The sequence below is a fragment of the Chitinophaga agrisoli genome, from assembly GCF_008386695.1.
In the GTDB taxonomy this organism is placed as follows: Bacteria; Bacteroidota; Bacteroidia; order Chitinophagales; family Chitinophagaceae; genus Chitinophaga; species Chitinophaga agrisoli.
This window is the reverse complement of the sequence record NZ_VUOC01000002.1, coordinates 1,719,989-1,742,985: the sequence shown is the minus strand read 5'-3', so window position 1 is coordinate 1,742,985 and position 22,997 is coordinate 1,719,989. Positions and strand designations below refer to the sequence as shown.

Here is a 22,997-nt window from a genome sequence, read left to right as displayed (position 1 = left end):
CATCAGCAGTAAATACTGATGATATGCCGGAAGGACCGTCCATAGTTATATTAAAGGAAGCAGTACAAGCCTTTAAGGGTAAAAAAGTCGTCAGTGCCGGGGGCAATACAAAGATAGAGATGCCTGAGCTGATTGGGCTCCCGGTCACTGATTTTAAAAGCTGGGGTAAACATTTCCTCATCTGTTTCCCTGCCTTCACCATCCGTATACATTTTATGTTGTTCGGTTCCTACCGCATCAACGAAGAAAAGGATGCCCCGCCCCGTTTTTTCCTGCAGTTCAAGAATGGTATCCTTAATTTTTACGCCTGCTCTGTAAAGCTGATCACGGAGCCGCTGGATGAGATCTACGACTGGAGCGCGGATGTGCTCAGCGATAGCTGGAGCCCGCGCAAGGCAAAGAAAAAATTGCTCGCCATGCCGGATCTCCTGGTTTGTGATGCCTTGCTGGATCAAAATATTTTTGCCGGGGTAGGCAACATTATCAAAAACGAAGTATTGTTCCGTATACGGGTGCATCCTAAAAGCAGCGTAGGTGCGCTGCCACAGAAGCAATTAAACCTGCTTATAAAGGAGGCCATGAATTACAGTTACGATTTCCTGAAATGGAAAAAGGCCTATGAGTTAAAAAAGCACTGGCTGGCGCATACAAAAAAAATATGCCCCCGGTGCAACATTCCGTTGATCCGGGAGCATCTTGGCAAAACAAACCGTCGTAGTTTCTTTTGCAATAATTGCCAGGTATTGTATAAATAGCTTTTGTTAAGCCAGTACCAGCTGCCCTATGTGATAGGAGAGGTGGTTGGTACGGTTAATCAGCACTGCCAGGCGGTTACGGGTGGGATCTTTTTCATAATCCTCGTCCGTCATTGCGGTATGTTTCTGTAACCATTCTGCAGGCGTTAGCTGTTTAAAATGTCCGGCCAGTGCTTCATGAATATTTGTCCACCAGTCGCGCAGCTCTTTCACGGTTGGTACTTCCTGTATAGCCTTGTCCGGGTTATTTATAAAGGCTTCCACCAGTTGCGGGTATTGGGCTTCGCCCAGTCCCAGCAGCGGCAGCATCCTGTCATGCACCGCTATCAGGTGCCCCAGCAGGTAAAAAGGCGTGTTCTTTCCTGGCGCTATTTCCGTGAGTAACTGCTCATCCGTAAACTTGTCAAAGATAGTAGTGGCTCTTCTTACATTTACTTCCCATGCGTGTAAAGCCACTCTTACAAATAATTGCTGCTGTTCCATCCTAATGATTTTTTTCGGTAAGCAAGTTAGTGAATGTTTTCCATGCCGGCGGGATGGTAATATTGTGTTTATGCTAACTTAAAATACTTTGCCAGCCATTTCTCTTTAAGGGCAGCGCGCGCGTCAATGAAATCCTTATCGGTACCTTCCGCAATGATATCCAGCGGGTAACGCAGCGGCCGGGTACCTTTTGCCATATTTACCAATGCTAATATGCCGTCGGCTATCATCTGGGGATCCGGCTTAAATTCAGCCATCCGTTGCCCAAAAGTAGCGCCTACGGATTGCATTGCCTGGGCAGTCTCCTCGCCGTAGGCGGCAAATATATCCTGCCGGTCCGCATGTATGCCGGTCTTAACGCCCGTGTTCATTTCCGTAGGGTATACGCCCGGCTGTATGGATACGGTCTCAATCCCAAACCTTTGCAGCTCACCGTGCCCGCCTTCTGTAATGGTTTCTACACCAAATTTGGAGATCAGGTAGGGCACCATAAAGGGGAGGGTAAAACCGCTGGCGCCGGTAGTGATATTAATGATAAGCCCATTGCCGTTAGCCCGCATAGATGGCAGTACCGCCTGGTAGGTGCGCAGCACACCAAACAGGTTTACGTCCAGCATACTTCTTACCTGGTCCAGGGAATAGGCTTCCAACGGACCGTATCCCGCCATGGCGGCATTATTTACCAGTACGTCTATCTTGCCGTGTTTGCGTAACGATTGCTGTACAGCTTCCTGTACAGAGCTATCGCTGGTAACCTCCATTTCTACTACGTCCACATTAGGAAGGGCGGATAACTCCTTTGCCACAGCGGCATTTTTTCCTGTAACACCGCGCATAGCGGCAATAACAGTATGACCGGCTTTAGAGAGGGTAATGGTGGCCAGTTTACCAAAACCGGTGCTGGTGCCTGTAATGAAAACTGTCTTTGACATTTGTATGGTTTTATGATGTAATGATGGATTGTTTTTACATCACAAAGGTCCATCAGGCCAGCTGGGCCGGAAATGATAAATGGCAAAAAAAAGGATTGACATTTATCAATCCTGCAGCACGATAGATACTATTTGTATTATTTAGATTGCTTGCGGATCCGGCTAAGCGTTTCCGGGGAGATGCCCAGGTAAGAGGCGATCATATTCTGCGGAAAGCGTTGCAGGAACATGGGGTGTGTTTGCACCAGGTTCAGGTAGCGTTCTTCTGCCGTGAGGCTAATGGCGGAATGGATCCGTTTTTGCGCGGCAATGGCGCCACGCCGGTCCAGTTCCTGGGTCATTTCCTGGATGGCCGGTACGGTATTAAAAAGTTCCACGTACTTTTCGCGGGAGATTTGCAGCAATTCCGTTTCTTCCCAGGCGTCTATATTATATCTGGAAGGCGTGCCCATTTCAAAACTTTCGCGATCACTTGTCCACCAGCCTTCTATACCAAAGCGCACAATATGTTCCATCCCCTTTTCATTAACAGTGTATTGCCGTATAGCGCCTTTGAGAATAAAGGACAAATATTTGCTTACATCCCCTTCCTGCAGCAGGTATTGTTTCCTGCGCAGTTTTTTATAGACGAATGCCGCCCTGATAAGACTGGCTCCTTCTTCAGTGATGGGAGAGGTAGCATGCTCGCTGATATATTTAAGCAGAATATCGTACATAAGGGTAGGCCCGCAAGTTAATAATTTTTTTATCTACCTTGCGGACCAGGCAAAAGCTGAAATTATGGTTGAAATTAAAACAGTACTCAATGAAAAAGGGCGTGGTTCCTTTTTATTGATGGAAGATGGGAAACAGATGGGCGAAATGATGATCGGCATCACCGGTACCCATATCATTGCTTTCCATACAGAAGTGGTACCGGAAGCAGAAGGCAAAGGGTTTGCCCGGCAACTCCTCAATACGATGGTGGGGTATGCGCGGGAGCATCACCTCCAGGTGAAACCACTTTGCCCGTATGTATATGCGCAGTTTAAAAGACATCCGGAGGAGTACGCGGATCTGTGGACGCCATCGCCCACCGACGGTCAGGGAACAGACGGACATATAGACGAACAGCTTTAAAACCATCACTTTGCCAAAGATCATTGCCACCGCCGAAGCGGAAAACAGCGGAGCGCATTACTCCACTGATATAAAAGTACACCAGCATATGCTGCTGGCGGATGAGCTGCCGGACATAGGGGGCGAAGATACCGGCCCCGCGCCCAGCGATTACCTGTGTACGGCCCTGGCTACCTGTAAGGTCATTACCGTGCGTATGTATGCCGCCCGTAAAAAATGGAAAGTAGACCTGATCAGGGTAAAGGTAGACCTGGTAAAAGGGGAGGAGATGCCGTCCGGCCATAATACTTTTTTATGTGAATTAGCCGTCACCGGCGAGCTGGATGAAGCGCAGCAGGCCCGTTTGCTCGAGATAGCAAAGGCCTGTCCCGTGCACCGCCTCTTAAGCAAACCCAGTGATATTGTTACCATCCTGCAAACATCGTAAAACGTTAAACGCATTAATATGAAAAAACAGATTGATCATATACTCCTGGGAAGGGAAAAGAACATAAGCGACGACGAGGTCGTGCTGCAGTCCCTGCCACATAAAGATTTCCGCTTTGCCAGTCCCTTTATCGTGGTGCACCACATGCCGGAGCGTAACTATCCTGCGGGCTCCCCGCCAGTGCGTTTAAACCCGCATCCACACCGCGGTTTTGCACCGGTTACTTTCCTGTTCCAGGGTGAGAACTATCACAAAGATTCTGCAGGTAACAGCGGCCTGCTTAAAGCGGGTGAAGTGCAGTGGATGTTTGCCGGCAGCGGCCTGCTGCACAGCGAAGGCCCCACGCCGGAGTTCCTGGCCAAGGGCGGCAATTATGAACTAGTGCAATTGTGGGTGAATGTGCCTGCGGAATATAAGATGACAGCACCCTGGTACCAGCAGGCCAGCAACGCGGAAATGCCCCGGATTGCGGAGGAGGCAGGAATAGACCTGCACCTGGTAAGCGGTACATACGATGAGCTGGAGGGGCCTATTAAACCTCCTACCCCGGTTACCGCTATCTTTGGTACCATGGAAGGCGGCGAGTATATAGACTTCTTTGCCAATGAAGGCGACTGGACATTATTATACCTGCTGGATGGCGCCCTTACCGTAAATGGCGAAGAGATTGAAAAACATCACCTGGTGGTGTTCAATCAAGCCGGCACGGATATTACGGTCACCGCCCTGGAAGACAGTAAGCTGGTATATCTTACTGCCCAACCCATCGATGAGCCGGTAGCTGCCAAAGGTAATTTTGTGATGAACACCAACGAGGAGATAGCGCAGGCGGAACAGGATTATGCGGAGGGTAAGTTTGGGACATTGGATTATTGAGTTTCCACTTCAGGAACATAGAGCCCGGCAAATTATTTTGCCGGGCTTTTTTTTACTATCTTATACCAAACCCACGTTATGCAAACCCGTCTCCATATCGCTATCCTGCTTCTCTTTTTAGCCGGCAGCTGCCGGGAAGCACCACCCGCGCCGGTTGTACAGAAACACCTGGCCCGTATAGACAGCATGAGCAGCCTGCCACATCCATTGCAGATCATAGACTGGTATGCGATGGCCCGCAGCTTTGATAGCACGGTGTTTGATTTTAACGCCACTGGCGCGCATTGGCCACTGGTTTGGTGGGATAGCAGCGGCCACAATTTCCCACAGCCGGTAGTAGGGCTCTATACCGCGCTGGACGATCAGCGGCAGGGCACGCATAACAAGGGCATGTTCCATGAAGCGCTGGCCACCATGGGCGCCACACTGGGGGCTACGCTTACCGGCGTCGATAAAACCCGGCAGCAGGGTTTGAACTATGTGGGTATGTTAAAGAACTATTTTAACCGCGAAACCGGCTGGAATATTATGATGAACAATACCTGTCCGGAAGTAGCCTTATTGGGTGGCGGTTATGGGCGTGACTGGTGGTATGATGTATATCCCAACATGCTGTTCTACGCCATTTACGACCGGTATCCCAATGAGCCGGGGTTTGATACATTGGCCCGGAGCATCGCAGAAAAATTCTGCCAGGCAGATTCCGTGCTGCAGGGCAATTACCATTACTCTTTCTTTAACTATGCACTGCAGCAGCCAAAGAATAACGCTATCTGTCAGCAGCCGGATGCCGCTGCCGGCCATGCCTGGGTGCTTTATGCCGCTTACCGGAAGTTTGGGGACCGCCGTTACCTGCAGGCGGCATTACATGCGCTGCAATCACTGGAAAAAGAGAACACAAATACCTTTTATGAAGTATTTATGCCTTTTGCCGCTTACCTGGCGGCAAGGCTCAATGCGGAACTGGGCACGCAATTTAATGTGCAGCAGTTTATGGAGTGGACCTTTAATGGCGATGCGCATTGCCGGGATGGTTGGGGCGTGCTGATGGGAGTATGGAACGGGATGGATATTTCCGGTATTGTAGGCAATACCAAAGACCGCGGCGGTTACGGCTTTTTAATGAACACATTTGATGCGGCCTGGCCTTTAATACCGCTGGTAAGGTATGACCCTGCCTATGCAGAGGCCATAGGTAAATGGATGCTGCACGCGGCTAATGCAGCCCGCTTTTTTTATACGCAATACATGCCGGATGAGCATGAGACCATTCCACAGCAGGCAGCCATTACCAAAGGCGTAATAGGTTACGAAGGTATTATCCACACCAGTTCCTATCCGCAGTATGCACAGCTGCGGGCGCCGGTAGCACAAGGAGATGGCCCGTTGTGGGCCCCCGGCAACCCGGATGTATCACAGTTCAGCGTATATGGCAGCGGGCATGTAGGCATATTTGGCAGTATTATCCGCGCTACCAATGTACCGGGCATTTTGCAACTGAATCTGCTGGCAACCGATTTTTTCCGGGAAGACGCCTATCCTTCTTACCTGTATTACAACCCGCATCCGCAGGCCCAAACGGTGCAAGTGCCCCTAGGGGATGCCACCGCGCGTATTTATAATACGGTCACGCATACATTTATAGCGCCACAGGCAAAGGGCAGTTATGCATTGTCTCTGCCCGCGGGAACAGCGGCCGTGTTGGTGATAATGCCCGTGAACGGCAAACCGGAACGGCGGGGTAATAAACTATGGGTAAATGGTATTATAGTGGATCATCAGCTGTGATCATTTTCCTTTATCCAGCGCCAGCTTTAACGCCAGGCCAGATAATACGCTGGCCATAAACCATTTCTGTACACGTATCCAGCGGGGATTATGAGAGAACCAGGCCGTAACCCGTGACGCCATCAGCACAATACAACCATTGCTTATAAAGCTGATGCTGAGTTGTGTAAAGCCCAGGAACAGGCTTTGCGCCAACAGGTTGCCGTATTCCGGTTTAATGAATTGCGGGAAAAAGGAGAGATAGAATACCGCCACTTTAGGATTGAGCATATTGGTGAACAGGCCCATGGTAAATAACTTGCCCGGACCGTCCGGTGGCAGTTCCCGCCGTGCCTCAAATACGCTTTTGCTGCCCGGTTTTACGGCTTCCCAGGCCAGGTACAACAGGTAAATAACCCCGGCTGATTTTAATACTGTATAGGCATATGGGACCGTGAACAGCACGGCTGTTAATCCAAAGGATACCAGCAGGATGTGGAACAGGAAACCGCAGGCTACGCCCAGCAGAGAGATCAGTCCCGCCTTGCGGCCCTGCGTAATGGACCGGGAAATGCAATAGATCATGTTTGGCCCTGGCGTGATCACCATTACAAAGGCGGCCAGCATAAAAATGAGCAATTCGTGTAGCGGTATCATAACTATATCAGGATGGCATGTTAATATGATCAGCCAATTGCGGCATCCGTTGGATCAGCGCCTGGTAATAACGCTCATAACCATTCTCCACATTGCCCAGGAACAGGTAGGGCTCTATCAGCTCCAGCTCCATCAGCGTAAATACACCATTGATGATCACCCCATCTACCCGCGCGTACAGGCAGTCCTTAGCAAACCGCTCTGCAAACCTGGCAGCGCTGTGCAGATGCTCCTCCGCCGGAGACGCGGCGTCCGTAGTGCCGCCATGGGCAGGCTGTACGCGGAAGTCGCCGGTACGGGGCCGTTTGATCACCGCATGACTGAACTGCCCGTTCAGGAAAATAAAGGACCACTCGCCCTGTGTTTCTATCTCCTGTATAAAAGGCTGCACCAGAAAGGCCTCCTGCAGTAACAGCGGCGTTAGCTCCTCCTGGTATTGGCTTACATTGGCCGGCGTGATCACATAGGTGTGTTTGGCGCCGGCGCTTACGCAGGGCTTCAGGATCAGCTGCGCGGTGTTAAATTGATGGAAGAACGGGGCTATCCCATGAGGCGCCCCGTTTTCTATGATGGCGGAAGGAATGACAGCAAAACCGGCGGCTATTACCTCCATGAGGTAATGTTTATCACTGTTCCATTTGATGATATGATGCGGATTTAAAAGCGGAATGCCCAGGGCCTGCAGCTTATCCAGCCACTGGTAAAAAGCCCCTATCTGCTCATGGTAGTCCCAGGGGGCTTTTATGAGCGCCAGGCCATAATCTTCCCAGCGTACAGACGGATCATTCCAGACAACCCTTTCAATAGGTAAACCTTTATTGGCCAGGTAGCCCAGTAACAGGCTTTCCTCATCGTCCAGCGTGCCCACGCTGTACTTTTCCTGCGTCTGGTAGCAGACGTATGCGATCTTCATGCGTAATAATTATACAACAAAAGTAGTTGTATATTGGTATTGAGGAAAGAGCCATTTTAAGAATTTTAACAGGGCCATTATGAGCAAGGTGCCACCGCAGATCTTTACGCCGTTTATCCGGCTTAACAAACGTATAGCCACACCGTTGTACCTGCAGCTGTATGAGCAGATCAAGCAGGCCATTTTCAACGGGCAGCTAAAGGAAGGGGAGCGTATGCCCTCTACCCGTATACTGGCGGCAGAACTGTCCGTATCCCGCAACAGCGTATTCATGGCCTATGAGCAGCTGATGCTGGAAGGTTTTATGGATGGTAAAAGAGGGGATGGCACCTATGTATGCGGACAGCTGAATGATGCAACGCAAAAAAATGGCAAAACCGCACGCCGCAGGAATACCCTGGCGGATACCATCCGTTATAAAGATCCCTCGCTGCCACAGGAAACCCTGCTTAGCGACAGCTCCCTGGAGCCCGGTTTGCCTTTTCAGGTATCCGTGCCGGCCATACAACAGTTCCCGTTTAAGGTATGGGCCCGGATAGCTGCCGGCGTTTACCGCAACATACAATCCCTGTACCTGGGCTATGCGGATACGCAGGGTTACCTGCCGCTGCGCCAGGCCCTGGCAGATTACCTGCGCGTGAACCGGTCCATTAACTGCACACCGGACCAGATACTGATAGTGAACGGCTCCCGCCAGGCCATTAACCTCTCTGCCCAGATACTGCTTAAAAAAGGCGATCCCTGCTGGATGGAGGATCCCGGTTACCGCACCGCCAGGGCGGCTATTATGCGCTGGGGCGGTAAAATATGCCCGGTGCCATTAACGCCTTACGGACTGGATATTGATTACGCCATACAGCATTATCCTGCCGCAAAGCTGGCGTATGTAACGCCATCCCATCAATACCCATTGGGTGGCGCGCTGCCGCTGGCGGAACGTTTAAAGCTGCTGCAATGGGCCGCCAAAAACCAGTTATGGTTGCTGGAAGATGATTATGACAGCGAGTTCCGTTATAATGGCCGGCCGGTACCGGCCCTAAAGGGTTTTGATGATAAAGGCAATGTGATCTATATTGGCACCTTCAGCAAAGTATTGTTTCCCGCCTTGCGTATAGGCTATATGGTGTTGCCAACGGCTGCCATGGCGCAACAGTTCAAGATCGTAAAATCCACTATTGACCGGCAAAGCCCCGTCATAGACCAGGCTATCCTTACCCAGTTTATGCGCGAAGGGCATTTTGCCCGGCACCTGCGCCGGATGCGTACCTTGTATAAAAAACAGCAGGATGATCTGACGCAGCTGCTGGAAAAACACCTGCATAAATACATTACCGTAGCCCCCAGCGATACCGGTATGCACCTTATAGGCTGGTTAAAACAGCCCTGTAATATGCCCCTGCTTTTAAAAAAGGCCAATGCCATTGGTATGATCATACAGCCGGTAGCGGATTATTGTATTAAATTTCAGCATCCACCCGGTTTGCTGCTTGGTTTTACGGGCTTTAGCTACGAAGCCCTGGAGGCGGCGGTGTTACAATTAAAAAGTCTGTTGGCCCAGACCCGTTAATACCGGTAAATTGGTAAGGGATTCCGTGTTATTTGCATCAAAACCGGTAATTGAATATGAGTTTTTTATTTTACTTTTAAACCTATGCAACACACAACTCCTATCACAACATTATTCCTGGACATTGGCGGGGTGCTGTTAACAAACGGCTGGGACCGCGCTTCCCGCAAAGTGGCGGCAACGAAATTCTCATTAGACCTGGCGGAGCTCGAAGAACGTCATCACCTTACTTTTGATACGTACGAAGAAGGCAAGCTTACCCTGGATGAATACCTGGACAGGATCGTGTTTTACGAAGACCGCCCTTTTAGCAGGGAGGAGTTCAAGGAGTTTATGTACTCACGCACAGAGCCCTACCAGGATATGATAGATATGATCTGCCAGATCAAATCAAAATACGGCATCAAGATCGCCGTGGTGAACAACGAAGGCCGGGAACTGAATGAATACCGTATCCGCACATTTGGTCTCAATAAATACGTGGATTTCTTTATCTCTTCCTGTTTTGTACATTTCCGTAAACCAGATGCGGACATTTGGCGTATTGCGCTGGATATAGCCCTGGTAAAACCGGAAGAAGTGGTGTATGTTGATGACCGCGCGCTGTTTGTTACCGTAGCAGAAGGGCTGGGCATCAACGGCATCCGCCACACGGATTACGCTACCACGCGCGATAAACTGGCGCAATGGGGCTTCCCGTTATAAATCTATCACTATGCGCCTGTATTTTCTGTGTAGCTTATTACTTATTACCATCATAAACTGTATGCCTGCTGCTGCCCAACAGGGCGGCGTAGGCCTGCGGTTTAAGGTATTGGCCCTGGCAGAGCCGGGCGGCCACCATATTGCCTACTCCAAAGCCGCCCGTGTGTGGCTGGATAAACTGGCGGCCGATAGTGGCCTGGCCGTCGATTATATCCAGAATACGGATAAGATAGACGACAATTTCCTGCAGGCATACCAGCTTTTCATACAGCTGGACTATCCACCTTATGCCTGGAAGGATAAAGCCGTACAGGCTTTTGAAAAATACATCAGCACCGGCCGTGGTGGCTGGATAGGTTTTCACCATGCCACCCTGCTGGGCGAGTTTGACGGTTACCCCATGTGGCAATGGTTCTGGCAATTCATGGGCGGCATACGCTTCACCAACTATATTGCGGATTTTGCTGCCGGTAAAGTAGTGGTGGAAGATGCAAAACACCCGGTGATGAAAGGTCTGCCAGCTTCTTTTGTCATCGAAAAAGATGAGTGGTATACCTACGATAAAAGCCCGCGCCCTAATGTGCATGTAATTGCCAGCGTAGACGAATCTTCCTACACGCCTCCTTCTGATAAAAAAATGGGCGATCATCCCGTTATCTGGACCAACGAACATTACCCCGCCCGTAACATCTATATCTTTATGGGTCACTCGCCGGAGCTGTTCAATAACGCTGATTATACCCGGCTTTTCCGCAATGCTATTTTCTGGGCAGCCGGACAGTAACACTCCTCAATCAGTGCATTTTTATCTACAAACACCGGTACCTGGTAACGGCAGTCTATGCCGCTTAACTCCTGTTTCTGATTAGGCATTGGTTTTGAATCCGCTACCACCAGTATGGACCCAATTGCTACTGCGCGGCGCGCAGGTATATTAATGCACATTACTTCTTTACCAGGCCCCTTTGGAATAGGGGATCTAGGGCCTGCCGCCAGGGATTTTGCAGACAGGTTACAACGTAGCGGACAACAACTGTGGCAGCTGCTGCCAGTGAACCCATCCGCAGGCGGTTATTCACCTTATAGCGCCATGTCTGCTATGGCGGGCAATGACATGCTCATCAGCCCGGAATTGTTACTAAAGGATGGCTTGCTTGATAGATCCGCTCTGCAGAAGGCCGTTTTGCCAGCAACCGGTACGGTAGATTTTAGCAAGGCATACGCCGTAAAAACCAATTTGCTGGAACAAGCCTACCGCAATTACTGTAAGGGTAATTCCGGAAAGCTAGTCAAAGCGTATGACAGGTTTTGTACGGCGCAGGCCTGGTGGTTGAACGATTTTGTGCAATACCGCGCGCTGACAGCATACCACAAGGGCAAACCCTGGTACGAATGGAAAGCAAAACACCGGAATGATAAAGCCCCTGCGCCCGGATTGGACGATATACGCGAAAAAGAGCGATGGCTGCAGTTCATATTCGACCGCCAGTGGCAGTCGCTGAAACAGTATTGTAATAAACGGGGTATTCTGCTATTTGGTGATATGCCCATTTATATGAGCTATGATTCGGTAGATGTTTGGGCTAACCGGGGGAGCTTTAAGCTGGATAGAGCGGGCAATATGTTGGGCGTGGCCGGCGTGCCACCGGATTATTTTAATGAGAACGGACAGCTGTGGAATATGCCAGTATATAACTGGCCGCATTTAAAAAAGGCGCAGTACCGCTGGTGGGTAGACCGGATCCGCCGTAACCTGGTATGGTTTGACCTGCTACGGCTGGATCATTTCCGGGCATTTGCCGGCTATTGGGAAGTACCTGCCGGAGCGGCCACCGCGGTAGATGGGGCGTGGCAGCCAGGGCCCGGCGCGGATTTGCTACAGGTGCTGCAGACCGCTTTTCCCGCACAGCCTTTTGTAGCGGAAGACCTGGGGCAGATAGATGAGGCCGTGCTGCAGCTGCGGGATCAGTTCCGCTGGCCGGGTATGAAGGTATTACAGTTTGCATTTGGCGATAACATGCCCGTTTCTGAGCACATTCCGCACGAGTACAGCCCCCATTACTTTGTGTACACCGGCACCCATGATAATAATACCACCCGTGGATGGTGGGAGGAAGATTTAGGGCCGGAAGACAGGGACCGGCTAAACACATATGCCGGCCAAACTGTTACACAAGAAGAGGCCCCGCTTGTGCTGGGCCGTATGGCCTATGCCTCTGTAGCGCACACCGCTATACTGCCCATGCAGGATGTACTGGCGCTGGATGGGAAGGCCCGCATGAACAAACCGGCGGAGATAAACGGCAACTGGCAATGGCGTATGCTGCCCGGCCAGTTCAATGATACAATTATGCAACGTTTAAAAACGTGGGCGCAAACCTACAACAGAATACGGACCAATGGCGACAAGCACGTATAAACAAACAGGCGCGCTGCTGGCAGCCAGCGGCATATGCACTTTCCGGGTATGGGCGCCATTCAGGGAAAAGCTGGCGCTGCTGTTACCAGAAAGCAATGCTACCTACGCCATGGAGCGCGATGGGGAAGGTTACTGGGAGGTACAGATACCAGGCATAGGGGCAGGCACATTGTATCAATTTGTGCTGGACAATGATCTCCAAAGGCCTGATCCGGCCTCCCGCTGGCAGCCACAGGGCGTACACGGCCCTTCTGCTGTTACGGACCCTGCCGGTTTTAGCTTTACAGATGCACAATGGAAGGGCATGGATACTGCCGACATGATCCTGTATGAGCTGCATATTGGCACGTTTACGCCGGAGGGCACGATAGATGCATTGACCACCCGCCTGCCATGGCTGCAGGAACTGGGTATCACCGCTATTGAGATAATGCCCGTAGCACAGTTCCCCGGCAACCGTAACTGGGGGTATGATGGCGTGTTTCCCTACGCATTGCAAAATACCTATGGCAATATCAATGATCTTAAAAAGCTGGTAAATGCCGCGCATAAATTGGGCATGGCGGTGATCCTGGATGTAGTATACAATCACCAGGGGCCAGAGGGTAATTACCTGGGTGATTACGGCCCTTATTTTACGGATAAATATCATACGCCCTGGGGAAAGGCCATCAATTTTGACGATGCCTGCTGCGACCCTGTGCGCGCCTTTTACATACAGAACGCCCTTATGTGGCTGGACGAGTTTCATATAGACGGGCTGCGGCTGGATGCTGTGCATGCTTATTGGGACAGCAGCGCCCTGCACTTTACGCAGGAGTTGGCGGCCGCCGTGCAGGAACTGGAGATGCGTACGGGCCGTAAAAAGACACTGATAGGCGAAATAGATCTCAATAATCCCCGCTACATTACGCCCATACCCAATGGCGGTTATGGCCTGGATGCGCAATGGGTGGATGAGTTCCATCATGCCCTGCACAGCTGCCTCACCGGCGAACAACAGGGATATTATGAAGACTTTGGAGACCTGGCCTTACTCGCTAAATCCTATGCGGATGCATATGTATATACCGGCCAGTACTCCGTGCACCGCAAACGGAAATTTGGCGTAAAGCCGGATCAGCATGCCTACACCCGCTTTGTTACTTTCATCCAGAACCATGATCAGATTGGTAACCGCATGTTGGGTGAGCGCCTGGGCGTACTATTACCATTTGAAGCGCAGAAGCTGTCTGCGGCGGCCTTACTGCTATCGCCTTTTGTGCCGCTGTTGTTCATGGGCGAGGAATATGGCGAAAAAAATCCGTTCCCCTTCTTCTGTTCGTTTGAGGATGCAGACCTGGTGCAGGCTGTGCGCGAAGGGCGGAAAAGGGAGTTCGCGGCATTCCATCTGAATGGGGAAGCGCAGGATCCCCAGGCGGAAGAGGTATTTGCATCTGCTAAGCTTAGCTGGCAAACGCAGGCAGGAGAGCATGCCGCATTGCTGGCATTATACCAGTTCCTGATCAACCTGCGGAAAACGCATGCTGCCTTACGAAACCGCCAGCGTAGTAATACTAAGGTGCATGCACCTGTTAATAACGCAGTGCTGGTAATAGAGCGCAGGAGCCCTGGAAAGGAAGCCCTGCTGTTATTGCTCAATTTCAGCAAAACAGAACAGGCCTGGCATCCGCCATCGGCCATCAAACTCCGTAAATTATTTGATTCTGCCGGTGAGCAGTGGAACGGCCCGGGCGCATTGGCGCCGGACGAAGCTGCCACCGGCGGAACAATGAGTATACAGCCTTTATCTGCTGTTGTGTATGAAATGATCTAGTGTTCAAACCGTTAACCATGAAACAAGAAGTCTTTGCCCCAGTAGCTACTTACCGTTTGCAGTTCAATGCAGACTTTACTTTCAGGCACCTGGAAGAACAAATAGACTATTTGCATGAGCTGGGCATTACCACTATTTATGCCTCGCCTATTTTTAACGCTGCCCCTGGCAGCACACACGGGTACGATATTACGGACCCGCACCTTATTAACCCCGCTATTGGCACCGTTGACGAGCTGCGTAGCCTGCACCGTCACCTGCAATCGCTGGGTATGAACTGGGTACAGGACATAGTACCCAATCATATGGCCCTGCACCCGGCCAACACCCGTTTAATGGATGTGCTGGAAAGAGGACCATTGTCGCCTTACTATAATTATTTTGATATAGACTGGAACCATCCGGATCCGGCGCTTACCGGTAAACTGATGTTACCTTTCCTGGGCCAGTCCCTGGAGGATAGCCTGAAGGCCGGCGAAATACAACTGATCTTTTCGCCGGAGGGTTGGAGCATACAATATGGTACGCTCTTGTTCCCCTTATCTACGCCCGCGTATGAACTGCTGTTGCAGCTATTGCCGCACGAAGAAACGGAAACGCAGGAATGGCTGCAGGAGCTGCAGCAAGAACTGGATAAGCCGCAGCCTATGTTAGTATGGCAGCGTAAAAAAGCAGCCGCCATGGCGGCCGCAAAGGAGGGCTTCTGGCAGGCGCTTACAGAAAAGATCAACGGGGATATAACGCTGCTTACCGCCGTACTGGAGCGCCAGTACTATAGTTTTACTTACTGGCAGGAGGCAGAAACCCGTATTAACTACCGCCGCTTTTTTACTGTAAATGGATTGATTGCGCTGCGCATGGAAGACCCGGCCGTATTTGACGAATACCACAGCTTTTTGCATGAGTTGTATAAAGAAGGGCTGATACAGGGGGTGCGTGTTGACCATATAGACGGCCTGCAGGACCCCGGCGCTTATCTGCAACGGTTGCGGGAACTGATGGGAGAAGAGTGTTATATCATTGCAGAAAAGATACTGGCCGGCAACGAGACCCTGCCCCGGGAATGGCCCATGCAGGGCAGCACCGGCTATGAGTTCCTGGGTGATGTGAGCCAGCTGCTCACTGATCAGCAGGGGCTGGAGACCATCAATCGCTTTTACCGCAGCCAGTTCCCGGACCTGGCTAAATATGACCGCCTGGTCATCAGCAAAAAAAAGCTGATACTGGAAACCCAGATGAAAGGGGAATGGGATAACCTGGTAAGGTATTGTTATGAACTGGGCCTGGCAGACCGTAAGGTAGCACAGGAAGAACTGCAGCAAGCCCTGGGACTTTTTATGATACATATGCCGGTATACCGCATTTACCCCGTGCGCTGGCCGCTGAGCATACGCAGTATTTCCCTGCTGGAGTATGCGTTGGATGGCGCTATCCGGTGCAACCCTTCCCTTACCCGCGTTTTTGATATCATCCGCACCTGGTGGGAGCAGGAAAAGAAAAGTGAGGCCGGCCTACGTTTCCTGCAACGGGTAATGCAGTTTACCGGGCCGCTTACCGCGAAAGGCGTGGAGGATACTACTTTTTACGTGTACAATGCACTGCTTTCACATAATGAAGTGGGCGATGCGCCGGAAGGCTGCAAATGCTCGCTGGACCGCTTTCATGAACACGCCGCGCATAGACAGCGTTTCCACCCATTGTCACTAAGCACTACCGCCACGCATGATACCAAACGGGGCGAGGATGGGCGCATCCGCCTGAATGTGCTGACGCTTTGCCCTAACCAGTGGATACAACAGGTGCAGCACTGGCATTGCATCAATAAACCTTTTAGCGAAGAGACCGGGCCGGATATGAATGACGAGTACTTCATCTACCAGTCCGTTATTTCCGGTTTTCCGGCGGATGGCGTGGTGACAAAGGCGTTCATTGAAAGGTTATCTGACTATATGGTAAAGGTGCTGCGCGAGGCAAAAGTGCATAGCAACTGGTCGTCTCCCAACGAGGAATATGAAAAAGCCTGCCTGCAGTTCATAGCGAACCTGTTTGCCGCAGATCATCCTTTTGAAGACAGCATAGGGGCGTATGTGGAAAAGATCAACCGGCAGGCTTGTATCTATTCCTTAACGCAAACGCTTATTAAGATCACCGCGCCCGGCATACCGGATACCTACCAGGGTTGTGAATTATGGGACCTTAGTTTTGTAGACCCGGATAACCGCCGCCCGGTAGATTATCAGCAGCGTAAACAGTATTTGCGCAAGCTGCAGTTGCTGGAAAATAAGGGGATTGATAGCGTGTTATCATTTCTGCAAGACAACCGGCAACTAGGTATGGAGAAGCTGTACGTAACCTGGAAAGCTTTACAGGCAAGGCGGGAGCGGGCAATCCTGTTTACAAAAGGCGCCTATCTGCCCATCTACAGCCGGGGTACGCAAACAGTAATGGCCTATGCCCGGCGGGAGCAGGAGCAATGGTGCCTGATCATGGCGCCGTTATTAAATGCTGCCGCAGTGGGCCGCGAAGGCATACCGCAGGACCTGGTGCTGCCGGAAGACGCACCGCGGCAATGGCGAAATATCTTTACAGCGGAAAAGGTGGATATAAAAGAAGGGCAGCTGTCAACTGCCCTATTGGATAAATTTCCCGTAGCTTTTTTGGTGAATGATTAGCCCTTACATTAATTGTCTTTTGCTTCCTTAAACGTTAATACCACCACGGAGCGGCCGCCTATCTGCATGGTGCTGCCGGCTTTATAGGTGTGCGTATCACCCTGGCCGGAGTCTGATGCGGTGTCCAGCACTACTTCCCAAGCATCGCCATAGGCTTCCGCAGGCAGCTTAAAGTCAAGCGGCTCATGATGCGCATTCAGCATTATATAAAAGCTGTCATCTGTGATCTTTTCTCCTTTAGGCCCAATACTGCGCAGTCCCAGGCCGTTCAGGTAAATGGCCAGGGAGCGGGCAAAGTCTGTGTCCCAGTGCTCCTGCGACATTTCCATGCCTTCTGGCAGGAACCAGGCAATATCTTCCACCACCGTATCTTCTACCGGCTGACCCCGGAACCAGCGCCGGCGGCAAAAAGCGGGGTGCTGCCGCCGCAGGTGGATGAGTCTTTGGGTAAAGGCCAGCAGGTCTTTGTCCATCTGGTCCCAATGCATCCAGCTGGTCTCGTTATCCTGGCAGTAAGCGTTATTATTCCCCTGCTGGGTACGGCCGGCTTCGTCGCCGGAGAGCAGCATGGGCACACCCTGGGAAAGCAACAGGGTAGTGAGCATATTGCGTTGCTGCCGCTGCCGCAGGGCATTGATGTCTGCATCGTCTGTGGGGCCTTCAGCACCGCAATTCCAGGACCGGTTATGGCTTTCGCCATCCTGGTTATTTTCACCGTTGGCCTCATTATGTTTTTCGTTGTAAGAAACCAGGTCGCGCAGCGTAAAACCGTCATGCGCCGTTACAAAGTTCACACTGGAAGTAGGGCGGCGGTATTCTTCCTTATACAGGTCTGCGCTGCCGGTAAAACGGGAGGCAAACTCCGCCAGTGTGCTCTCTGCGCCCCGCCAATAGTCGCGGATGCTGTCACGGTACTTACCATTCCACTCTGCCCAGCCGGGAGGGAACTTGCCTACCTGGTAGCCGCCTTCCCCTACATCCCAGGGCTCTGCGATGAGCTTTACCTGCGAGATCACGGGGTCCTGGTGAATGATATCGAAGAATGCGCTCAGGCGGTCCACTTCATGCAGCTCGCGGGCCAGGGTGGCCGCCAGGTCGAAACGGAAACCATCCACATGCATATGCAGCACCCAATAACGCAGGCTGTCCATGATCAGGCGCAATACGCTGGGCAGACGGGCATTCAACGTATTGCCGGTGCCCGTATAATCCATATAATAGCGCTTGTCGTCCGTAAGGCGGTAATAAGACGCATTGTCAATACCGCGGAAAGAAAGGGTAGGGCCCAGATGATTGCCTTCCGCCGTATGATTATACACTACATCCAGGATCACTTCAATACCGGCTTTATGCAGGGCTTTTACCATTTCCTTGAACTCGCGCACCTGCTCCCCGCAAATGCCGGTGGCAGCATAACGGACGTCCGGTGCAAAAAACCCAATGGTATTATAGCCCCAGAAATTGGTCAGGCCTTTATCTGCCAGGTAACGGTCTGTTACAAAATGGTGCACGGGCATCAGCTCCACGGCCGTAACCCCCAGGGCCTGCAGGTAGGCAATGGTAGCGGGGTGCCCCATGCCTTTATAGCTACCGCGTTCTTCTTCCGGTATATCCGGGTGCAGTTTGGTAAAACCTTTTACATGTGTTTCATAGATCACCGTTTGGTGATACAGTGTTTTGGGCGGTTTATCGCCTTCCCAGTTAAACTGCTCATCTACCACTACCGATTTAGGTATGAAAGGTGAGCTGTCTGTTTCGCTGAAGCTAAGGTCTTCCTCACTATGTCCCATTTGATAACCAAACAGGGAATCATGCCATTCTATAGTGCCCGCAATCGCTTTAGCGTAAGGGTCTATCAACAGCTTATTACGGTTAAAACGATGGCCGTTCTGCGGCTCATAGGGGCCATCTACCCGGTAGCCGTATAATTGGCCGGGTTTAATGCCCGGTACATAGGCATGCCATACATTATTGGAGCGCTCTCTGAGCCGGATGGAGGCCGTTTCCGGGGCGTCTTTGGGTTGGTCAAACAAGCAGAGGTCTACACGGGTAGCATTTTCCGCATACAGGGCAAAGTTCACGCCTTCGCCGTCCCAGGTAGCGCCCAGGGGATAAGGGTGGCCTGGCCAGATTGGTATATCCATATTTTATGAGATTCGATTTGCAACCGGTAAACATCAATTTTGGTGCCTATGGTATCCCATCTAAAAGCTTACCTTCATATTATGGAAGAAGCAGATAAATTAAAACGGGTAGTAGAAGCCCGTATGAAGCTAAAATCCCGGTTTGAGGAAAAGATGCGCAACACCCCATCTGTGGCTGATAACCGCCCCATGGGCACTGGCAAGCCCAACCGCCATGGTATGCCGGTGCTGCCCGTTGGCCAGACTATTACCAAAAAATGGCCGGTGCTGGACCTGGGCGTGCAGCCGGATATTTCCTTATCGGAATGGCGGCTTATTGTAGATGGCGCCGTGGAGCATCCGCTGGTGCTTACCTGGAACGATTTTATGGCCTTACCACAAACGGATGACACGTCCGATTTCCATTGCGTGACCACCTGGTCCAGGTTGGATATGCCATGGCGGGGCGTGCGCTTTATGGACCTGGCCGCCTTGGTTATGCCTAAGGATACAGCTACACATATCATGTGTTACGGTTACGATGATTATACCACCAATGTAGCGCTGGAAGAAGCCCTGAAGCCGGATGTGCTGCTGGGCCACACCGTAGATGGCATACCCTTGCCCAAAGAGCATGGCGGCCCCGTGCGTATGATCACGCCGCAATTATATGCCTGGAAGGGTGCTAAATGGATCAACCGGGTAGAGTTCCTGGAAGGTAACCGCCTTGGCTTTTGGGAAGAAAGGGGTTATTCCAATACGGCTTACCCCTGGCGAAATGACCGGTATAGTTAAGTGAAAAAATAAAAATAAAAAGAAGGAAAGCTGATTTGTTGTTCAACAGTCAGCTTTCCTTCTTTTATTATCAGCATATAAATCGCCTGTAATTACACGGCCTGCGGCGTTTGCAGCGGCAAAGGCTCCTGGTCATGCGCATGTGCATGCTCTTCTTCCAGGTAGGCCTTTTTAACTATTTTGGCGGTCTTATGATCGCCGGTATGGCTCCAGCCTGGCGGCATTACAATATACAGCAGCTTGTTCCTGATACCGGGCGCCTTTTTCAGGTCTTTCCAAAGGCAGTAGAATTCCCCGAAATACACGTCAAAGAAATTATTAGGATTCATTTCCCGGGTAATGCCGTATTCAATAACTGTCTCCTTTTTTTCATGCTGGAAGGTGCCAAATACTTTATCCCAGATGTTGAGCAGGTTACAGAAATTGGTATCCATATACAGCGGGTTGCGCGCATGGTGCACCCGGTGATGGGAAGGCGTAAGGATGATATTGTTCAGGAAACCCAGTCGCCCGTTCTTCAAAATACCTTCGCCCACATGGATAAAAGCACCCCAGGTACCGTCTATGAACATAATAAAGAACAGCAGGGGCGGGTTTATGCCGGCCAGTATACATACGGTGGTACGGATCACATCCGCATACGGGGCTTCTAAAAAGAAGTGGGCGTAGGATACGGTGAGGTTCATGGTCTGCGGCGTATGGTGCGTAGAATGCAGGCACCAGAACAGCCGGACTTTATGCCCCCAGAAATGATACAGGAAATGGGAGAACTCCCATACTATATAGCCGTAAATAAACCAGTACCAGGTAAAGCTGGTCTTAAACAGGCTGTATTTTTCAAAAAAGCCTATACAAAAAGCAACGGCGGCAATGGAAAGGAACCGGGATATAAAACGGTTCGCCACAAAGATGATGAACGGCATCTTATAGTCCTCTATACGGAAGCGCTTGTACACAAGGGCACGCCCGATCTCTAACAACAACAGGAACGGTATCACCGGCGATATGGCCGAGAGGACACCGTCAAACGTCAACAACGCATGATAATCGCCAGTCTGATACATTTCCAGTAAGCGCCTTATGCCCAGAAAGGAGACTAACTCGTGGAGCAAAGTGTGCAAGAATTCCATTAGCTAACTATTTTATGATGAAACGATAGTTTACCCTTGTTGTTTGTTGCCCAGCCATAACAGGGCGTTAATGATGATCCTGTCTTGTGTATCATTGCCAAACGTAAGCGACAGCGTTTTGTTGGTGCCGTGCTCATAGTCCATATCATTGTGTCCCATATTCAGGTACAGCATGCGGTAGCGGGTGTTGGTCCACACCACCGGGTAATACCCGCTATGCCAGATCTCATGCTGTTTGGGCCCGGTGCCCAGCGGAAAACTGCTGCTGTCTATGGATAGCAGGATCTTAATATCCGGGTTCTTACGCAGGTCGTTGGTCCAGCGGTACCATTCATTGGGTGCGGAGCTGAACATGGCCGGCAATTCCTGCGTAGCCGGGTGGACTTTATCCTCTACCCGCAACACGGCAGCCGTGGGCCGCCAGGTATTGCTGGCATATGAGCCCGCGCCCAGGAAGGTATTATGATACCAATCCCAGTTTTGCGGAAAGGCGGAAGGAGTGAGGGCAAAACCGGCAAAATGAAAACCTATCCAGCCACCGCCATGCTCCATATACCGTTGGAAAGCATCGCGCTGGGCTGGTTTTTCCGGTCTTGTATCCAGGAAGATCACCACCTGGTATTGCGCCAGGAAATCATCATTCAGATTATCCCAGTTATTGGTGGAATCGTAGCTGAAATGATATTTGGCAGCCATAGCCGGGAACCATTGATTAGCCTCATGTACAAAGCTGATGTGCGCAAGGTCCTCTTTGGCCGTGTAAAACGCGATCACTTTAAAGGAGGGCGGGTTACTCTGTGCGTTACCGCGTGTGATGCTAAAAAAAATAATAATGCAGCATACTGTTACCCGTATGGCCAGGCTGTGGAATTTCATAGTATAAAGCTAAAATTTTTACCGCTCTTATCCAATACAGACTTGCACTTGCAGACATACGGGGTGTTTTGTATGTATAGTATGTTTGTATGATAATGGAAGGACGGGGTTGCTATTGTAGAGAAAAATGTTTTCTTTTGTTTCTATATCCCTATGGAAATACGATGTTGTTGACCAGTTGACCCGCCCGGCCCCTTTTTTCCCAGGATAAACAGATCAAGTTATTAAATCAACATTAATACCCGGACAATGAAAAAAATTGTATCCCTTTTTGCCTTCAGCATGGCCTGCTGTAATTTGTATGCCCAGCAATGGAGCGGTTCCACTACAACCAGCAATCTCCTTTACCGCGATGGGAATGTATTGATAGGCGCTACCGCCTTAATGGGCACTTTTGGCGCCACGGACAGGATCTTTCAATTACAGGGCCCATCTGGTTTCATCACGTTCCGGGCTCCCGGAAAAACATCTTCCTTTGACATTGCCTATACGCCGGATTTTGGTAAGGCGGGCTTTTTTACCAGTAATATGCCGATGGCGTTCTCGACCAACCTGGTAGAACGTATGCGCATAAACACTGACGGTACGGTGGCCATTGGCACCGCGGACGCCAAAGGTTATATGCTGGCGGTAAATGGCTCCGCGGTATTCACCAAGGCAGTTGTAAAATTAAATGCTGCCTGGCCGGACTATGTTTTTAACAAAGATTACGCGCTGCCATCCCTGCAGATGGTGAAAGCGTATATTGATGAAAACAAACGCCTGCCCGATATGCCGTCTGCCGAAGAAATAGCGCGGACCGGACAAGACCTGGGAGAAATGAATAAAAAGCTGTTACAGAAAATAGAAGAGTTAACTTTATATGTTATCTCGCTTAAGCAGGAGAACGAACAACAACAACAGCAACTTAACGCCCTGCAAAAGCAGATTGCAGAAAGCCGTTTGCCGGGCAAACAGTAACATGA

At 50.8% G+C, this 22,997-nt stretch carries 21 protein-coding genes; 13 read left to right on the top strand and 8 right to left on the bottom strand.

What is annotated here, in order from left to right; genetic code table 11:
- Positions 1-23 precede the first annotated feature (23 nt).
- Entirely contained in the window at positions 24-755 is a 732-nt protein-coding gene (locus F0L74_RS14285) for an endonuclease (protein ID WP_149838521.1), read from the top strand.
- A 6-nt stretch (positions 756-761) separates the two neighbouring features.
- On the opposite strand, the gene F0L74_RS14280 is transcribed toward F0L74_RS14285, so the two are convergent.
- The 3 genes from F0L74_RS14280 to F0L74_RS14270 form a co-directional block, all read right to left on the bottom strand.
- Positions 762-1,238, bottom strand: coding sequence for a DinB family protein (locus F0L74_RS14280; protein WP_149838520.1), 477 nt, complete (start codon positions 1,236-1,238; stop codon positions 762-764).
- A 68-nt stretch (positions 1,239-1,306) separates the two neighbouring features.
- Positions 1,307-2,170, bottom strand: a complete 864-nt coding sequence (locus tag F0L74_RS14275) for an SDR family NAD(P)-dependent oxidoreductase (RefSeq protein ID WP_149838519.1) — start codon at positions 2,168-2,170, stop codon at positions 1,307-1,309.
- Positions 2,171-2,307: 137 nt separating this feature from the next.
- The gene (locus tag F0L74_RS14270; protein WP_149838518.1) at positions 2,308-2,886 is read right to left on the bottom strand and encodes a Crp/Fnr family transcriptional regulator; all 579 of its coding nucleotides are present in this window, start codon (positions 2,884-2,886) and stop codon (positions 2,308-2,310) included.
- A 64-nt stretch (positions 2,887-2,950) separates the two neighbouring features.
- Between F0L74_RS14270 and F0L74_RS14265 the strand changes: the two genes are divergently transcribed.
- From F0L74_RS14265 to F0L74_RS14250, 4 genes are all read left to right on the top strand, one after another.
- Positions 2,951-3,289 (top strand): GNAT family N-acetyltransferase, encoded by a 339-nt coding sequence (locus tag F0L74_RS14265; RefSeq protein ID WP_149838517.1) that lies wholly within the window; start codon positions 2,951-2,953, stop codon positions 3,287-3,289.
- A 10-nt stretch (positions 3,290-3,299) separates the two neighbouring features.
- Positions 3,300-3,716: an OsmC family protein gene (locus F0L74_RS14260; RefSeq protein WP_149838516.1), complete on the top strand. Its 417-nt coding sequence runs from the start codon at positions 3,300-3,302 to the stop codon at positions 3,714-3,716.
- Between the two features lie 18 nt (positions 3,717-3,734).
- Positions 3,735-4,592, top strand: a complete 858-nt coding sequence (locus F0L74_RS14255) for a pirin family protein (RefSeq protein ID WP_149838515.1) — start codon at positions 3,735-3,737, stop codon at positions 4,590-4,592.
- A gap of 78 nt (positions 4,593-4,670) precedes the next feature.
- A complete protein-coding gene (locus F0L74_RS14250) occupies positions 4,671-6,380 on the top strand; it encodes a hypothetical protein (protein ID WP_213086964.1) in 1,710 nt (569 codons plus the stop codon).
- Here F0L74_RS14250 and F0L74_RS14245 read toward each other — a convergent pair whose 3' ends face one another.
- Both F0L74_RS14245 and F0L74_RS14240 read right to left on the bottom strand, forming a co-directional pair.
- A complete protein-coding gene (locus F0L74_RS14245) occupies positions 6,381-7,016 on the bottom strand; it encodes a LysE family translocator (RefSeq protein WP_149838514.1) in 636 nt (211 codons plus the stop codon). It abuts the gene before it with no gap.
- Between the two features lie 7 nt (positions 7,017-7,023).
- Positions 7,024-7,929: an ATP-grasp domain-containing protein gene (locus F0L74_RS14240; protein ID WP_149838513.1), complete on the bottom strand. Its 906-nt coding sequence runs from the start codon at positions 7,927-7,929 to the stop codon at positions 7,024-7,026.
- Between the two features lie 79 nt (positions 7,930-8,008).
- Between F0L74_RS14240 and pdxR the strand changes: the two genes are divergently transcribed.
- The 6 genes from pdxR to treY all read left to right on the top strand — a co-directional run bounded on the left by pdxR (position 8,009) and on the right by treY (position 17,108).
- A complete protein-coding gene (gene pdxR, locus F0L74_RS14235) occupies positions 8,009-9,496 on the top strand; it encodes a MocR-like pyridoxine biosynthesis transcription factor PdxR (protein ID WP_149838512.1) in 1,488 nt (495 codons plus the stop codon).
- A gap of 84 nt (positions 9,497-9,580) precedes the next feature.
- A complete protein-coding gene (locus F0L74_RS14230; RefSeq protein WP_149838511.1) occupies positions 9,581-10,201 on the top strand; it encodes an HAD family hydrolase in 621 nt (206 codons plus the stop codon).
- 10 nt (positions 10,202-10,211) lie between these two features.
- Complete coding sequence (locus F0L74_RS14225) at positions 10,212-10,985, top strand: ThuA domain-containing protein (protein WP_149838510.1); 774 nt, start codon at positions 10,212-10,214, stop codon at positions 10,983-10,985.
- 114 nt (positions 10,986-11,099) lie between these two features.
- Positions 11,100-12,620 carry a 4-alpha-glucanotransferase gene (malQ, locus tag F0L74_RS14220; protein ID WP_149838509.1) on the top strand — a complete coding sequence of 507 codons (1,521 nt, stop codon included), beginning with the start codon at positions 11,100-11,102 and terminating at the stop codon, positions 12,618-12,620.
- The gene (gene treZ / locus F0L74_RS14215; RefSeq protein ID WP_149838508.1) at positions 12,601-14,436 is read left to right on the top strand and encodes a malto-oligosyltrehalose trehalohydrolase; all 1,836 of its coding nucleotides are present in this window, start codon (positions 12,601-12,603) and stop codon (positions 14,434-14,436) included. Before malQ ends, treZ begins: the two co-directional genes overlap by 20 nt.
- A gap of 17 nt (positions 14,437-14,453) precedes the next feature.
- A complete protein-coding gene (treY, locus tag F0L74_RS14210; protein WP_149838507.1) occupies positions 14,454-17,108 on the top strand; it encodes a malto-oligosyltrehalose synthase in 2,655 nt (884 codons plus the stop codon).
- Positions 17,109-17,116: 8 nt separating this feature from the next.
- Here treY and glgX read toward each other — a convergent pair whose 3' ends face one another.
- Entirely contained in the window at positions 17,117-19,252 is a 2,136-nt protein-coding gene (glgX, locus tag F0L74_RS14205; RefSeq protein ID WP_149838506.1) for a glycogen debranching protein GlgX, read from the bottom strand.
- Positions 19,253-19,333: 81 nt separating this feature from the next.
- Here glgX and F0L74_RS14200 point away from each other — a divergent pair, with 81 nt between their 5' ends.
- On the top strand, positions 19,334-20,026 hold the full coding sequence (locus F0L74_RS14200) for a sulfite oxidase-like oxidoreductase (RefSeq protein WP_149838505.1): 693 nt from the start codon (positions 19,334-19,336) through the stop codon (positions 20,024-20,026).
- A gap of 92 nt (positions 20,027-20,118) precedes the next feature.
- Here F0L74_RS14200 and F0L74_RS14195 read toward each other — a convergent pair whose 3' ends face one another.
- Entirely contained in the window at positions 20,119-21,156 is a 1,038-nt protein-coding gene (locus tag F0L74_RS14195) for a sterol desaturase family protein (RefSeq protein WP_149838504.1), read from the bottom strand.
- Between the two features lie 30 nt (positions 21,157-21,186).
- Entirely contained in the window at positions 21,187-22,032 is an 846-nt protein-coding gene (locus F0L74_RS14190; RefSeq protein ID WP_149838503.1) for a ThuA domain-containing protein, read from the bottom strand.
- Between the two features lie 249 nt (positions 22,033-22,281).
- On the opposite strand from F0L74_RS14190, the gene F0L74_RS14185 reads away from it, so the two are divergent.
- A complete protein-coding gene (locus F0L74_RS14185; protein ID WP_149838502.1) occupies positions 22,282-22,992 on the top strand; it encodes a hypothetical protein in 711 nt (236 codons plus the stop codon).
- Positions 22,993-22,997 lie beyond the last annotated feature (5 nt).

Coding starts and splice junctions, on each gene's coding strand:
- F0L74_RS14190 (WP_149838503.1), bottom strand. CDS start 22,032: ATGAAATTCCACAGCCTGGCCATACGGGTAACAGTATGCTGCATTATT.
- F0L74_RS14285 (WP_149838521.1), top strand. CDS start 24: ATGCCGGAAGGACCGTCCATAGTTATATTAAAGGAAGCAGTACAAGCC.
- F0L74_RS14275 (WP_149838519.1), bottom strand. CDS start 2,170: ATGTCAAAGACAGTTTTCATTACAGGCACCAGCACCGGTTTTGGTAAA.
- F0L74_RS14195 (WP_149838504.1), bottom strand. CDS start 21,156: ATGGAATTCTTGCACACTTTGCTCCACGAGTTAGTCTCCTTTCTGGGC.
- F0L74_RS14280 (WP_149838520.1), bottom strand. CDS start 1,238: ATGGAACAGCAGCAATTATTTGTAAGAGTGGCTTTACACGCATGGGAA.
- F0L74_RS14225 (WP_149838510.1), top strand. CDS start 10,212: ATGCGCCTGTATTTTCTGTGTAGCTTATTACTTATTACCATCATAAAC.
- F0L74_RS14230 (WP_149838511.1), top strand. CDS start 9,581: ATGCAACACACAACTCCTATCACAACATTATTCCTGGACATTGGCGGG.
- F0L74_RS14240 (WP_149838513.1), bottom strand. CDS start 7,929: ATGAAGATCGCATACGTCTGCTACCAGACGCAGGAAAAGTACAGCGTG.
- F0L74_RS14200 (WP_149838505.1), top strand. CDS start 19,334: ATGGAAGAAGCAGATAAATTAAAACGGGTAGTAGAAGCCCGTATGAAG.
- glgX (WP_149838506.1), bottom strand. CDS start 19,252: ATGGATATACCAATCTGGCCAGGCCACCCTTATCCCCTGGGCGCTACC.
- treZ (WP_149838508.1), top strand. CDS start 12,601: ATGGCGACAAGCACGTATAAACAAACAGGCGCGCTGCTGGCAGCCAGC.
- treY (WP_149838507.1), top strand. CDS start 14,454: ATGAAACAAGAAGTCTTTGCCCCAGTAGCTACTTACCGTTTGCAGTTC.
- pdxR (WP_149838512.1), top strand. CDS start 8,009: ATGAGCAAGGTGCCACCGCAGATCTTTACGCCGTTTATCCGGCTTAAC.
- F0L74_RS14270 (WP_149838518.1), bottom strand. CDS start 2,886: ATGTACGATATTCTGCTTAAATATATCAGCGAGCATGCTACCTCTCCC.
- F0L74_RS14250 (WP_213086964.1), top strand. CDS start 4,671: ATGCAAACCCGTCTCCATATCGCTATCCTGCTTCTCTTTTTAGCCGGC.
- F0L74_RS14265 (WP_149838517.1), top strand. CDS start 2,951: ATGGTTGAAATTAAAACAGTACTCAATGAAAAAGGGCGTGGTTCCTTT.
- malQ (WP_149838509.1), top strand. CDS start 11,100: ATGGACCCAATTGCTACTGCGCGGCGCGCAGGTATATTAATGCACATT.
- F0L74_RS14255 (WP_149838515.1), top strand. CDS start 3,735: ATGAAAAAACAGATTGATCATATACTCCTGGGAAGGGAAAAGAACATA.
- F0L74_RS14245 (WP_149838514.1), bottom strand. CDS start 7,016: ATGATACCGCTACACGAATTGCTCATTTTTATGCTGGCCGCCTTTGTA.
- F0L74_RS14185 (WP_149838502.1), top strand. CDS start 22,282: ATGAAAAAAATTGTATCCCTTTTTGCCTTCAGCATGGCCTGCTGTAAT.